Raw genomic sequence first — 14,337 nt, 5'->3', positions numbered from 1 at the left:
GCCGCCGGGGCTCCTGGCGCCCGGACGGCCGTGAATTCAGTGCCCTGCCGTGCCCGGCCGCCCCCGGACGATCCGCCCGGCCATCCCGCGCAGGTCCGGCGCCGCGAGGGCGAGGGCGAGCAGGATGCCGATGCCGCAGGCCAGCGCGCCGGCCGCGAGCCGCGCCAGCGTCCCGCTCCAGGCGAGGTGGATCTGCCACGCGGCGAGCCCCGTCAGGGCGGCGGGGCCGGCGGCCAGCAGAACGGCCACGGCGAGGCGCCGCGTGCAGCCGAGAAGCAGGCCGGTGCCGACGAGGAGCACCAGCCCGCGCGCCGCCTCGCCCAATCCCAGCATCAGCGGGCTCGCCCAGCCGTCCGGCAGCGCCAGGCCGGTCGCGAGGTTGAGCGCGATGTTGACCGCGTGCGCCCCCGTGAGCACCCCGGCCGCCGCGCCGTTGCGCCCCGCGCCGTTGAGGATGCGCATCAGGATCCAGCCGAGGGTCGCCGCCCACAGCCCGGCGGCGATGCCCCGCAGCGCCTGGCTCGACAGGAGCACGGCGGCCTCGTCGAAGGCGCCCCGCGCGAAGACGAGGCGCGTGATCTCGGGCGCGAAGGCCGCGACGAAGACCGAGCCCGGCAGCATCACGGCGAGGATCGGCCGGGCGATGGCCTCCGCCTGCCGGCGCATGTCCGCGGCGGGCCCCCCGGCCAGGACCGTGAGGCCGAGCGGCTGGCTGATCAGCAGGAGGGCGCTCTCCGTGAGGGTGCGGGCGTAGTCGATCGAGGCGACGGTGCCGGCGGTGAGGCGCGAGGCGAGCACGCGCTCGATCCAGACATTGGCCTGCTCGACGGCGGGGATCGGCAGGAGCGGGCGCAGGCCGCGCAGGAACTCGCCGCCCACCGCCCGTACCAGGGCGGGCCGGGCCCCGGCGGGATCGAGCAGCCCCTCGCGCCACAGCCACCACAGGCCGCAGAGGGCGACCCCGTTCATCGCCAGGGTGAAGGCCCAGGCGAGGGCGAGGACCCAGCCGGTCCAGCCCATCAGCACGAGGCCGGCCAGCACCGCGACGTTGAGGATGTTCGCCCGCACGATGGTCAGCCGCGAGCGGCCGAGCGCGATCTCCCCCGCCGCGAGGCAGTTCAGCAACGCCGAGGCCGGCATCCCGAGGGCCATCACCCGCACGAAGTCGAGGGTCAGCGCCTGCCCGGCGGGCGAGTAGCCGCCCACGATCGCGTCGACCCAGAGCATCCCGAGGGCCTGGACGCCGAGCATCAGCGCCACGGCCATGCCGGTGATGGCGACGGTGAGGGCGGTGAGGCGCCGGGCGGCATCCCCGGACCGGCGCCATTCCCGGTACATCGGCACGAGCAGGGCCGGCACGCTCTCGTTCTGGAGGACGGCCAGCGGCAGCAGGATCGCCGTCATCGCCCCGCGGAAGCCGTCCGCCGCCAGGGAGGCCCCGAGCGTGTGGGCCATCACGATCTCGCGCACGAAGCCGAGGAGCTTGCTCACGAGCGCGCCGCCCATCAGCAGCACCGCGAAGCGCCGGTGGCGGCCGCTCTCGGCGGGATCCCGGCCGGGCCGCGCCGCAGCCGCCGCGGCCTCGGCGACGATCTCCTCGCCCAGCGCCGGGTCGAGCCCCGGCTCCACGGCCGGCACCGCCGCGGCGCGGCCCGGCCGGGTCGGGGCGGTGCCCGCCTCGCCGCTCACGCCCGGCCCCCGGGCCCGCCCTCTGGGGCGAGGACCGCGACGATCCAGAACAGGACCCCGAGTTCGCCCGAAGCGACGTTGGAGAGCGGGATCTGCACCAGGGCGCCGCAGGCCATCGCGCCCACCACCACGGCCTCGGCCCGGCCGCCCCAGGCCGCCGCGATCGCCCGGCCGGCGGCGAGGAGGAGGGCCGCGATGCAGATCATCCCCACGACGATGCCCATGGTGACCCAGCAGGAGACGATCATGCCGTCGATGGCCATGGCCCCGGCGCTGCCGACATCCGTGACCGTGAAGCCGTTGCCGATCAGCCCGCTATCCGGGAGGTTCCACAGGGTGACGTACTGCTCCAGGCGCTCGCGGGCGCTGTCGTCGCCGGTGCCGGAGCCGAGCGTCGCGAGGCGGTCGCCGATGACCTCGCCGAAGGGGGTGAGCGTCGCCGCCACGGCGACGGCGGCGGCGACGCCGACGAGGACGCCGACCGCCCGCCGCCGGGTGGCCTGGAACAGGAGGCAGAACAGGAGGCCCGCCGCCAGCGAGATCCAGGCCGTGCGGTACATCGACAGGAGCAGGGCGAGGGCGGCCGGGCTGGCCGCCAGCAGGGCCGCGCGGCCCGGGCGCAGGAAGCCGACGAGGAGCAGGCCGGCGACCGTGAAGGTCGCGAAGGAGGCCGGTGCGTTCATGGTGCTGAAGGTGCGCACGCCGTAGGGAACCGGCTGGCCGATCGAGAGGATCGGCGTCAGGCTCATCCAGTAGCGGTCCCAGGCCGGCGGGTCGACGTATTGCAGGATGCCGTAGAGCCCCGTCAGCGGCAGGATCGCCAGGAAGACCGAGGCCATGGCCTGCACGAGCTCCGGCCGCTCCTCCGCCGGCCGCAGGGCGAGGGCGGCGGCGTAGAGGAGCGGCGCGAACCACTTGATCGAGCCGGTGGCGGCACTCATCCACTCGCCCTGGAACAGGGACAGGGCGGTGCCGTAGGCCACGCAAGCTCCCACCCCGAAGACCGCCGCCAGGGCGGCCGGGACCGGCCGGTCGCCGTCGAGGAGGACCCGCAGGCCGGGGAGCGGCGCCAGGACCGCCAGGAGCGGCCCGACCAGCATCAGCCCGCTCGCCTCGTAGCCGGCCGAGAGATCGACGACGCGGCGCAGGAACGGCGCGAAGGCGAAGAGCAGGAGCGCCGCCTGGAGGTGCTCGGCCGCCGAGCGGCGCCACGCGTAGCCGCCGACCGCCGCGCAGCCGAGGATGAAGAGCGGCCGGGACGCCCCGCCGAGGAGCGGACCGGCGAGCGCGGTGCCCGCCAGCAGGAGCGCGGCGGCGAGCCAGCCGGGCAGGGACCGGCCGAGGGCGGCGGGCGCGACGAGCTGATCCGTCACGCCCGCGCCTCCCGGGCGACCCGGCCGATGATCCCGGCGATCTCGTCCTGCATCCGCCCGACCGGATAGAGCGTGCGGGCGCGGGTCCGGGCCACGGCCACCGCCGCGGCGGGCGCGGCCTCCCCGGCGAGGATGCGGGCGAGGGCCGCGGCGAGGGCCGCGGGATCGTCCGGCGGCACGAGGGTGCCGGCCCGCCCGCCATCCAGGATCTCGGCGGCGGCGCCCGCATCCGTCGCCACGACGGGCACTCCGGCCAGCATCGCCTCGACCAGGGTGCGGCCGAAGGGCTCGGGATGGATGGAGGGATGCACGACGACGTCCATCGCCTGCATCAGGCGGGGCACGTCGCTGCGCTGCCCGAGGAAGGTCAGCCGGCCGGCGAGGCCGAGGGTGGCGGCGAGACCCTCGAGTTCCGCCGCGTAGGCGTCCTCGCCGAACAGGGCCGAACCCGCGACGACGCCGTGCACGCCCGGCAGGCGCGCCAGGGCGCGCAGCAGGACGTGCTGGCCCTTCCAGGGGGCGAGGCGGCTGAAGGCGCCGACGAGCGGCCCCTCCGGCAGGCCGAGGGCGCGGCGGAGTTCGGACCGGGGCCGGGGGTCGGGGATCACGTCGAGCCCGTTCGGCACGACGGTGAGCAGATCCCGGCGCCCCCCCGCCGCCACGAAGGATTCCGCCACCGCCGCGGAGGGCACGACGACCCGGGCCGCGCGGGCATGGGCGAGCCCGATCTGGAGCCGGCGCTGGGCGGGGCCGAAATGGACCGGATCGAGGATGTCGTGCAGGTGCCAGATCAGGGGCCGGCGCACCGCCGCGGTGGCGAGCGCCGCCAGGATGAAGGCCTTCTGCGAATTGGCGTAGACGAGGTCGTGCCGGCGCGCGTGGCCGGCGAGCGCCAGGGTGAGGGCGGCGAGGCGGCCGGCGAGCGGGAGCGCCCGCAGGGGCGAGGAATCCCGGCGCAGGCCGGCGAGCGCGCGGCCCATTCCGGCCTGCTCCACCGCGAGGCCCCGCGCGGCGAGGGCGGCGGCGAGCGGCCCGTCCTCGAACAGGAAGGCGGTGGCGCCGCGCCAGGGCCCCACCGCGTCGGCGAGCACCAGCTCCGCCCCCGACAGCAGGCTCGAATGGTTGACGAACAGGACCCGCGGGCGCGTCATCAGGCGGCCCCCACGGAGGCGGGGACGCGGCCCGGCCGCTCCCCGTAGATCACCGGCGCCGGCGGCCGCGCCACCGTGATGACGGCGCCCGCCACCGTGCCGCCGGCGGCCCGGATGGCCGCGACGGTGGCGGCGGTGGCCTCGATCGGCGAGCGGCCCCAGCGGGCGCAGACCAGCACCCCGTCCACGCGCCGCGCGAGCACCGAGGCATCCATCAGCAGGCCCAGCGGCGGGCTGTCGATCAGCACGAGGTCGTAATCCTCCGCCAGGGCGAGGAGGCCGGCGACGCGCTGGCCCATCAGCAGCTCCGTCGAGGCCTCGATCGGGGCGCCCGCCGGCATGGCGTCCAGGTTGGGCTGGTGGGTGCGCATCACCGCCTCGCGGGCCGGCACCTCGCCGCGCAGGACCGCGCCGAGGCCGGGGCCCGGCGGCAGGCCGAGGGCGCCCGCGAAGGCCGGGGCGCCGAGATCGCCCTCGACCACCAGCACCCGCTGCCCGCTCGCCGCGATCCGGCCGGCGAGCGCGAGGGTGGTGAAGGTCTTGCCCTCGCCGGGCGCGGCGGAGGTCACGAGCAGGGTGCGCAGGGGCCGGCCGGAGGGCCGCAGCGTGAGGCGCGCGTAGAGGGTGCGCAGGGCCGCCTGGAGGGCCGGATCGGCGCTGGCCCGGTCGAGCGCCGCCGCCAGGGACGGATCCCGGCGCGGCAGGGCGGACAGGATCCCGCGGCCGCCCAGGCGCGGCAGCTGCGCGAGGGTCGTGGTGCCGGCGGCCTGGTCGATCTCCGCCGCCGCCCGGACGCTGCCGTCGGTGCGGTCGCGCAGCAGCGCCGCGGCGGTCGCGAGCAGCGCCGCCAGGGTGAAGCCCGCGGCGAGGAAGGGCAGGCGCTTGGGGAAGAACGGCCGCGCCGGCAGCTCGGCGAGGCTCACGAGGCGCGTGCTGCCGGTGAGGATGCGCCGCTCGGTCTCGAGTTCGCTCGCCTTCTTGTAGAGGTCGACATACTGGCCACGCTTCAGTTCGACGCTGCGCACCATGGCGGCGATGGCGGCCTCGGCATCGGTGGCCGAGCCGACATCGGCCTTGGCGGTTTCGAGCTGGCGCCGGAGCGAGGCGACCAGGGTGCTCGACGCGTCGTAGGTCTGACGGGCGCTCGCCGCCACGCTCGCCACCTCGCGCCGCAGGCGCGCCTGGAGCGCCTCGCGCTCGCGCCGCAGGCCCTGGATGGTCGGGTGGCTCGGCCCCAGCGTGGTCGCGGCGTTGGCGAGCTGGCTCGACAGGGTGGCGTATTGCTGCTTGAGGTCCCCGATCGTCCGGCTGGCGAGGACGGCCGGCGAATCCGCCGAGCCGCGCGCCTGATCGGCGTTGATCTCGTGCAGCCGCGCGGCGGCCTCCGCCCGCGCCGCCTCGGCGCTCGCGAGCTGCTGGCTGATGCTGGTGAGCCGCTCGGAGCTGATCGGCGCCGTGGCGCCGCGCACGAGCCCGCGGCTGCGGCGATAGGCCTGGATCCGTTCCTCCTCCTCGCGCAGCGTCCGGTCGAGCTGCCGGATCTCCTGCCAGATCCAGGCCGCCGCCGCCTCGCGGCTCTTGGCGAGGTTGGTGCGCTGGTCGTCCAGGAAGGAGGTGATGACGGCGTTGGTGATGGTCTGGGCCACCTCGGGCAGCGTGGACTGGTAGGAGACGCTGATGATGCGCGAGCGCCCCACCGTGCCGACGCCCACGCGCGTGTCGAGGTAGTCGAGGAGCGCGGCGCTGCCCGGCTGGAGACCGTCGCAGATCGTCGCCGACGCGCCCGTCAGCCGGCCGAGCCGGAGCGGGCCGCCTTCGGCCGCCAGCCGGCACTCGCGTTGCGCCGCCTCGGCGATGCCCGGCTGGGCCATGGCGAGGCGCAGGATGCGCGGCGAGCGCACGAGCAGGAGCTGGCTCTCGAGATCGGCCGGGTCGCCGACCTTCTGGGCCCAGGCCGCCGAGCCGTTGCCGCCGCCCGGCTCGGGCTCGGCCACGATGACCGAACCGGTCGCCGCGTAGCGCACGGGCAGCATCAGGAGCGCCGCGATCGCCGCGCCCAGGACGGTCGCGAAGACCGCCAGGAACAAGCCGCGGCGGCGCCACAGCCGCGTGACGAGGCCGACCCGCGGCACCGGCCCGGGCGGCACTCCGACATCCGTCTTGGTCAGAACGACGCTCACCGCACACCCGCCCGCTTATCTGTGCATCTCGACCGCGTAGAGGTACTGCTCCTTGGGCGCGTCGCGGGGGTCGAGCCCCTGCATCGTCGCCTCGACGAAGTCGGTGAACTCGCGGCGGAAGCGCTCCGCGGAGAAGCGCTCGGCCTGCGCCCGGCAGGCCGCGCGCGAGAAGCTGTCCTCCATCGACACGAAGGAGCGCAGGCAGGCGGCGATCGCCTCGGCGCTCGGCTCGGGGAAGAACAGGCCGGTCCGCCCGGGCCCCTGCGTCACCACGGTCTCGCGGACCCCGCCGCGGCCGAGCGCGAGCACGGGCGTCCCCTCCGCCTGGGCCTCCAGGGGAATGATGCCGAAATCCTCCTCGGCCGCGAAGACGAAGGCCCGCGCGGTCGCCATCAGGTGGCGCAGCTCCGCGTCGCTCACGAACCCGGCGAAGCGAACATTCGGCCCGGCACGGCGGCGCAGCTGCTCCGCCTCGGAGCCGTCGCCCGCCACGACGAGTTCCAGATCCGGGGTGAGCCGGAACGCGTCGACGATCGCCTCCATGTTCTTGTAGGGAACGAGGCGGCTCGCCGCCAGGAAGTGGCGGCCGCGCAGGAGGTCGACGGAACGGTCCGAGAGGGTGACGGGCGGGTGGATCACCGTCGCCTCGCGCCCGTAGATCTTGCGGATCCGCCGCGCGATGAAGCGCGAATTGGCGATGATCGCGTCCGGGCCGGCGGCGGTGCGCACGTCCCAGAGCCGCAGGTAGTGCAGGAGGAGCCGCGCCAGCAGGCTCTTGGGCCCGCGCAGCAGGCCGCTCCCGCGCAGATAGGCGTGCTGGAGATCCCAGGCGTAGCGCATCGGCGAATGCACGTAGGCGATGTGGACCTGATCGGGACCGGTGATCACCCCCTTGGCCACCGCGTAGCTCGACGACAGGACGAGGTCGTAGCCCGACAGGTCGAACTGCTCGACCGCGAGCGGCATCAACGGCAGGTAGATCTGGTGCGACCGCCCGAGGCGGGGCAGGCGCCGCAGGAAGCTCTGGCGCGTCGCGCCGAGTCCGATCCGGGCGCGGTTCTCGGGGGTGAGAACGTCGAACAGCGTGTAGACGTCGGCCTGCGGGTAGCAGGCCAGCATCTCACGCAGCACGCGCTCGGCCCCACCGACCACGTAGAGCCAGTCATGGACGATGGCGACACGCACGCGGCGACCCTCCTTCGCAGTCCGTTCGATGATCGGCGATGCCTGCCTCCGCAGCCCGGCCGCATCCGCTGCGTCCGGCTCGATTTCAGAACGGAGCGACGACTTTATCCGAAGATTAGCTAATCCGGCATCTCTGCCAACCACACTGTGGTCAACTACGTAATTTCGCGATGAGACCCGTTTTCCGATGCCATTTTTTTGATGTGGGTCTCGTGCCGCGGCCGTCAGTCGCGCTCTTTCCGGGCCTGGACATTCCGGCGCGGCTCCGGTTGGCGCATGATGACCTTGGGTTAGATTAGCCATAACAGAACCACCTTGGCACCGACCGGTACTTCAACTGTCCCGTCGCGCGGCGCGAGGTCGGTCCAGGCCTCCGCGTCGTTCGGCACCAGAATCCGCGCGCGGGCGGGGCGGCGGCTCGGCAGGACGCGCTGCGGACCATCGGGCACGGCGAGATCGACGCCCCGGACGGGATCCCAGCAGCGCAGGGCGCGCCAGAGGGCGAGGACCGTGCCGCCATCCGGCCGCACGAACGCGACGCTGCGCAGATCGGGGGCGGCCTCCGGCAGCGCGGCCCGGATCGGCGGACCGCCGCCCGCCGGCTCGCCCGGCGCCGCCAGGGCGCCGAGCAGCCCGCTCACCGCCCGATAGGCCGGCTTCGGGCTGCCGTCGGGACGCACGAGCCCCCAATGCTGCTCGCCCTCGCGCGGGTCGTCGCCCTCGTCCATCAGCTCGTAGAGGAAGGTGCGCTGCACGCCCGCGCTGAAATTGTGCAGCAGCAGGCGGGGAATGTAGATGCCCGCCGCGGCCTCCGAGACGTCGCTGCGCCCGCGCACGGGCCGGGTGCAGTAGCCGACCTCGGTGCTCATCACCGGCGCGCCCGGCTTGAAGCCGTCGCGCATGTGGGTGAGATACCAGGAGAGGGCGGCGTAATCGTCCGCCGTCTCGGGCTCCTGGCCGCCCTGCACGTAGGAATGGATCGCGACGATGTCGCTGAACGGCGCCGCGCCCCGGATCAGGGCCACGTCCTGCGGCTTGTAGTCGATGATGCTGGGCGAGACGACCGGCAGGGTCGCCCGGTCGAAGCGCTGGCGCAGCGCCTGATAGACGGCCCGCTGATAGGCGACCACCGCGCCGCTCCAGTCCGGGCGGGCGGCGGGCTGGGCCATGAACCAGTCGCTGTCGCCCTCGTTCTGGCCCTCGATCGCCGACACGCTGCCCGGGCCGACCGCGTCGAGATAGGCGAGCATCTCCGGGACCGTGTTGGTCGCCGGCGACACCAGAAGCTGGGCCCGCACGCCGTGGGCCGCGTGGAGGTGCCTCCAGCACGCGAGGTCGTTGCCGGGGCGGAGTTCGTCGCGGACGTGCCGGATGCGGCTCCGCGCGAGCAGCGCGGCGACGGTGTCGAAGCGCGACCGATAAGGCTCGCTGCCGAGATGGACGTTGACCCCGACGCTGTCGAGGAAGCGCTCGACCGGGGCGGGGGCGGGCGACGCGGCGCGCGCGGGGCCCGCGATCATCCCCGCGAGCCCCGCGAGCACGGTGCGGCGGCAGGGCAGGACCGGGGACGCGCACGGCGCGGATCCGGCTTCCGCCGCTCGCATCTCCTCCGGGCTCTGCGTCATGACCGGTCCCGTCCGCACCGCGCCGCCGATCGGCGCACCCTCTCCCTGCGCGGATCGGGCCACGGATTTTCGCATCAGGGCGGCACATCCGCGTGCCAGAGGGGATCGGGCGTGCCGGTTCCGGACAGCGCCGCCGCCCTCGCGCGGGCGGGCCGCACAGCCCGGATGCCGCGTTCCGCCCCGCTCCGGGCGCGGCCGGCTTCGTGTCATACGGTTTCCGGATGATCGCTTCGCGATGCGGAAACCGGCCTCGCTCAGGCGCCGCGCGGGCTCGTGATACGGTTTCCGAAAGTGATCTTCCGGAAACCGTATCATAGGGGGCCGGATCCGCGATTCGGGATCGCGGCGGCGCGGGACGGGGCCGGTTCGTTCGATGTACCCGCGGCGCGAGACAGTCACCAAGCTCGCCGCGATCGTCTATTCCGCCTACGAGCTGGCGACGATCCCGACCGCATCGCCCGGCCGCCTGGCGGCCCTGCGGGATCTCACATCCCTGTTCGCGATCGAGGTTCCGCTGGTGACGATCCTGGCGGCGCTCCGCGTGAATTCCCTGCTGCCGGAGAGGGTGCCGTCGCTGCTCATCACGGCCTACCTGCTGGCCAGGGTCGACGTCACCGCGCTCCTTCCGCAGGGCGCGGGCGATCCCCGGCCGGAGCGGCGCGGCGGCCGTCCGCGACGCCCCACGGATGGTTGCGGCGTCGCGCTGCTCTGGGAGCCGATCAGCCGAAGCCCGGCATCACTCGGCGGCCCTGCCGTCGTTCTCGGGAGCGGAATCCTCGCCGGACGCGATCCCGTCGGCCTCGTCGGTCTCCTCGGACGGCTCCGGCCGCCGGCTCCTGTAGAAGTCGCCGTTGCGGACCGCCTCGTCGTTGGTGACCATCGTGCTCAGATACGCGTTCAGCGTGGCCGGAGCGACGTCCGGCAGGCGCTGCACGATCTGCGCGTGGGACAGCCCTTGAGGCCCCGCCTCGTCCAGCAGCGTCCGCAGGCGGCCCTTGGCCGAGTTGGCGCGCGGCCCGCGGGCCCCCCGCCGCGACGGCGCGCGCGCCTCAAGGCGCAGCGCCCGCTCGGCCCCGCCGAGATCGAGGATCGCATCCGGAAGCGGGGCATTCTCGACGATCGCCCGCAGGGCGTTCTCGGCCTGGTTCAGCTTCGCCAGTTCCGCCGCGATGCGGTCGTACTCGGCCTGAAGGGCGGCACGCCTCTCGCTCACGTCAGCCAAGGCCCGCGCGAGGGTATCATCGTCAGACATCAGACTTGCTCCGCTCCGGAGCGGGCGCAACTTCCATAGACTGTGCAGACCGTCAACACCGGCCCGTGCCGATCCACATCGGCACGATGACACCGCGCGCGGAGGACGGGGAGCATCACCCGCGGCGGGTGGTGACAGGCCCCGATCCCGGTCCCGCCCGATCCCGGCCGGGCGCCTCGCCCGCCCGCGGCGGAGCCGGCCCGGCTTCATTCCAGAAACAAGATCGCCAAGCAGACTTCACAACCTCTATCGGATCTGATTCTATCGTTGCCAGTATAGACATGCGGCAAGTCGTAACATTGGCGGCCGACCACGATCAAACCCACCAAAATATCCCTTTTGGATTACGACTTATTTTTACTTTTCGCGTCTGAATGAATTGTGAAAAGTGCCGCCACTGCACGGCACAGACCCGCGTACGGCCCGGATCGGACGACAGCAAATGATCTTGCTGCGGGCAGGCGCACGCCGGTCGCATCATCATCGATCCTCATCGCCTGCATCGGTGGAGGCAACATGGCAACGAGTACGCCTACGCTCCTCTTGGCCTCCAACCAGGATACGGGTGTTTCATCATCGGACGGCATCACCAAGACGCGCTACATCAAGGTCAGCGGCAAGGCCACGCCCGGCAACCGCGTCATCCTCTTCAACGACGTCAACCGCGACGGCATCGCGGACTACCCCGACCAGACGGTCGGCGGCGTCTATGCCGGCGCGGACGGCACCTACTCGACCATCCTCGAACTGCCCGACGGCGCCTACCAGATCTTCGCCATCGCCGATGACGGCGTCGCCAGCTCCGCCCTCTCCAACCCCGTCGTCCTCACCATCGACACCCAGGCCCCGACCCTCGCCGCCATCGCCCTCGTCGGCGCCGCCGGCACCAGCGCCGCGACCGTCCAGTTCACCGTGACCTTCTCCGAGGCCGTCACCGCGCCCCAGGCCAGCGACTTCGCGCTCGTGAGCACCGGCGGCCTGAGCGGCGCGGCGATCACCCGGATCACGGGCGTGGCCGGCTCCGGCGGCAAGGCCTACACGGTCGAGGCCTCGACCGGCACCGGCAACGGCGCGCTCGCCCTCCAGCTCCTCGGGAACAGTGTCCAGGATCTCGCGGGCAATCCCTTCGGCGGCCCCTTCACGGCGAGCACCACCTACACGGTCGGTCCCAACCCGGCCTCCGTCGCCGTCACCGACGTCAACCGCGACGGCATCCCCGACCTGATCGTCGCCAATCTCTACAGCTCGCCCAAGAACGCGGACGGGACCTTCGGCGCGGGCACCCTCTCCGTGCTGATGGGCAACGGCGATGGGAGCTTCCGCCAGCCGGTCTCGGTCGCGGCGGGCGCCGGCCCCTACGTGGTCCAGACGGCCGACTTCAACCACGACGGCAATGTCGACCTCGCCGTGCTGAACGCCTTCGCGGGCTTCAAGAACACGGGCAACGGCAACGGCAGCGTCTCGATCCTGTTCGGCGACGGCACGGGCGCCTTCCGGTTCGGCGCCGACTACACGGTCGGGGCCGATCCCGAGGCCATGACCATGGGCGACCTGAACCACGACGGCCTGTCCGACCTCGTGGTGGCGGATGCGGAATCCGACACGGTCTCGGTCCTGCTCGGCCGGAGCGACGGCACCTTCCAGGCCCGCACCGCCTACGCGACGGGGCAGGGCCCGAACTTCGTCGCCATCGCCGACCTCGATCAGGACGGCAATGCCGACCTGATCACGGCCAACAACTTCGACGGCACGCTGTCGATCCTGCGGGGGACCGGGACGGGCAGCTTCGCGCCCGCCACCGCCCTGGCGGTGGGCTCGATCCCCAACGGCATCGCGGTGGGCGACCTGAACGGCGACGGCAAGACGGACCTCGTGGTCGACAATTACGGCGACAGCAGCATCGAGGTTCTGCTGGGGAACGGCAACGGGAGCTTCCGGCCCGGCGTCGTCTACCAGGCGGGGGCGCAGGCCTACGCGGTGGCGCTCTCGGACGTGAACGGCGACGGTCGGCTCGACGTGCTGGTCTCGAACGCGGGCGACGCCACGCTGTCGGTGCTGATAGGCAACGGCGACGGCACGCTGCGGCCGCAGACGACGGTGCCGACCGGCAACTTCCCGTCGCTGTTCGCCACCGCCGACCTCAACGGGGATGGCCGGCCCGACGTGGTCACCCCCAACTACAATGACGGGACGATCTCGGTCCTGCTCAACCAGACGACGAAGGGGGTCGGACCGAGCTACCAGATCACCCATAGCAGCACGGGCGCCTCCGCGCCGGTCATCACCTCGAACGGGGGCGGCGACACCGCGGCGCTGAGCATCCCCGAGAACGGCACGGCCGTGACCACGGTCACGGCGAGCGACCCGAACCCCGCCCCGGCGCTCACCTATTCGCTCGCCGGCGGCGCCGACGCGAACCTGTTCACGCTCGACGCCCAGACCGGCGCCCTGGCGTTCAAGACGGCCCCGAACTTCGAGGCCCCGGCCGATGCCGGCGCGAACAACGTCTACGACGTCATCGTCACGGCCTCGGACGGCCAGCTCAGCGACACGCAGGCCCTCGCGATCGGCGTGACCAACGTCAACGAGGCGGCCTCGGGCGGGGTCCACCTCGCGTCCTCCGCGCAGACCGCCAGCAGCGCGGTGCTCACGGCAAGCAACGACATCGTCGATCCGGACGTGGCGCAGCCCACAATCGCGTATCGCTGGGAGGCATCCACCAACGGCGGGACGACCTGGACCGCGATCGCCGGCGCGACGGGCGCGAGCTACACGCCGTCCGCCGCGCAGGCCGGCGCCCTGTTGCGCGCCGTGGCGCGCTACACGGATCCGTTCGGCACCGCGGCACTCGCGTCGAGCGAGACGGCGGTGGTGGGGAGCGGCGTCGCCAACACGCTGACGGGCACCAGCGCGGCGGATCTGATCCTCGGCCTGAGCGGCAACGACCGGCTGACCGGCGCAGGCGGCAACGACCGGCTCGACGGCGGGGCGGGCAGCGACACCATGCTCGGCGGAGCCGGGAACGACGTGTACGACGTCGACAATCCCGCCGATCAGGTGATCGAGAAGGCAGGCGAGGGCACCGACACGGTCTACAGCAGCATCAGCTACGCGCTCGCGGCGGGGCAGGAGATCGAGGCCCTCCGCGCCAATGCCGGCAGCACCGGGCTCAGCCTCACCGGCAACGAGTTCGCCAACACCCTCGTCGGCGGGGCCGGCGCCGACACGCTCGCGGGCGGCGCCGGCAAGGACGCGCTCACGGGCGGGGCGGGCGCGGACACCTTCGTGTTCGGCCCAGCCAGCGCCGCGAGCACGGATTCCGTCACCGACTTCTCCTCGGCGTCAGGCGACAGGCTGCAATTCCACGCGAGCGACTATGCCCTGATCACCGGCGCCGGACTGAACGCCGACGGCACGCTGAGCGCCGACTACTTCGAGGCGGGCACCCGATCCACGAAGGCGCATGCCGAATTCCTGTTCAACACCAGCTCGCGAACCCTGGTGTGGGACGCGGACGGGGTCGGAGCCGGCGCGGGCGTGGCCCTCGCGTCCTTCACGGTCCCGACGGGCACCGCGACGAGCAGCTTCCTGCATGCGACGGACTTCCGGTTCGCGTAAGTCCGCCTCCACATGCGCTCCTTGGCGCCCGCCCGGGAGACGTCAAGAACGATCGATCAGCCACAATCCTGCGAAACCGAGGGTGGCCGTGTCGATCGCGCCCCCGCCCTCGTCGCGGCACGACAACCGGGACGGTGCGATGATCGCTCCCGGCCGGGATCTCCTCCCTGGCGATGGTGCGGTCCGCCGTCCAGGATGTCGGAGTCGAAGCATGGCATCGGCCGCTCCGAACTGCGCGCGTCCGAGGCGGCAGCCGGCCGGGAT

The 14,337-nt window shown here is 73.2% G+C and carries 8 protein-coding genes; 1 reads left to right on the top strand and 7 read right to left on the bottom strand.

Annotated elements, in window-relative coordinates:
• Window positions 1–36: 36 nt before the first annotated feature.
• The 7 genes from ACE101_RS26400 to ACE101_RS26370 form a co-directional block, all read right to left on the bottom strand.
• Entirely contained in the window at window positions 37–1,689 is a 1,653-nt protein-coding gene (locus ACE101_RS26400; RefSeq protein WP_379136106.1) for a lipid II flippase MurJ, read from the bottom strand.
• Window positions 1,686–3,062, bottom strand: coding sequence for an O-antigen ligase domain-containing protein (locus tag ACE101_RS26395; RefSeq protein ID WP_379136103.1), 1,377 nt, complete (start codon window positions 3,060–3,062; stop codon window positions 1,686–1,688). Before ACE101_RS26395 ends, ACE101_RS26400 begins: the two co-directional genes overlap by 4 nt.
• Entirely contained in the window at window positions 3,059–4,213 is a 1,155-nt protein-coding gene (locus ACE101_RS26390; RefSeq protein ID WP_379136101.1) for a glycosyltransferase, read from the bottom strand. Before ACE101_RS26390 ends, ACE101_RS26395 begins: the two co-directional genes overlap by 4 nt.
• Window positions 4,213–6,393, bottom strand: a complete 2,181-nt coding sequence (locus ACE101_RS26385; protein WP_379136098.1) for a GumC family protein — start codon at window positions 6,391–6,393, stop codon at window positions 4,213–4,215. The genes ACE101_RS26390 and ACE101_RS26385 overlap by 1 nt, the downstream gene beginning before the upstream one ends.
• Window positions 6,394–6,408: 15 nt before the next feature.
• Window positions 6,409–7,578: a glycosyltransferase gene (locus tag ACE101_RS26380; protein WP_379136096.1), complete on the bottom strand. Its 1,170-nt coding sequence runs from the start codon at window positions 7,576–7,578 to the stop codon at window positions 6,409–6,411.
• Window positions 7,579–7,868: 290 nt separating this feature from the next.
• Window positions 7,869–9,203, bottom strand: a complete 1,335-nt coding sequence (locus ACE101_RS26375) for a glycoside hydrolase (RefSeq protein WP_379136094.1) — start codon at window positions 9,201–9,203, stop codon at window positions 7,869–7,871.
• Between the two features lie 736 nt (window positions 9,204–9,939).
• Complete coding sequence (locus ACE101_RS26370; protein ID WP_379136092.1) at window positions 9,940–10,455, bottom strand: hypothetical protein; 516 nt, start codon at window positions 10,453–10,455, stop codon at window positions 9,940–9,942.
• 516 nt (window positions 10,456–10,971) lie between these two features.
• On the opposite strand from ACE101_RS26370, the gene ACE101_RS26365 reads away from it, so the two are divergent.
• On the top strand, window positions 10,972–14,073 hold the full coding sequence (locus tag ACE101_RS26365) for a beta strand repeat-containing protein (RefSeq protein ID WP_379136089.1): 3,102 nt from the start codon (window positions 10,972–10,974) through the stop codon (window positions 14,071–14,073).
• Window positions 14,074–14,337: the final 264 nt, after the last annotated feature.

The sequence above is a fragment of the Methylobacterium carpenticola genome (genome assembly GCF_042748905.1).
In the GTDB taxonomy this organism is placed as follows: Bacteria; Pseudomonadota; Alphaproteobacteria; order Rhizobiales; family Beijerinckiaceae; genus Methylobacterium; species Methylobacterium carpenticola.
The sequence above is the reverse complement of the archived record's forward strand: the minus strand, read 5'-3'. Positions and strand labels throughout refer to the sequence as shown.

Bases quoted from the DNA above. Each gene is read 5' to 3' on its own strand.
- ACE101_RS26365 (WP_379136089.1), top strand. From the start codon at position 10,972: ATGGCAACGAGTACGCCTACGCTCCTCTTGGCCTCCAACCAGGATACG.
- ACE101_RS26375 (WP_379136094.1), bottom strand. From the start codon at position 9,203: ATGACGCAGAGCCCGGAGGAGATGCGAGCGGCGGAAGCCGGATCCGCG.
- ACE101_RS26370 (WP_379136092.1), bottom strand. From the start codon at position 10,455: ATGTCTGACGATGATACCCTCGCGCGGGCCTTGGCTGACGTGAGCGAG.
- ACE101_RS26390 (WP_379136101.1), bottom strand. From the start codon at position 4,213: ATGACGCGCCCGCGGGTCCTGTTCGTCAACCATTCGAGCCTGCTGTCG.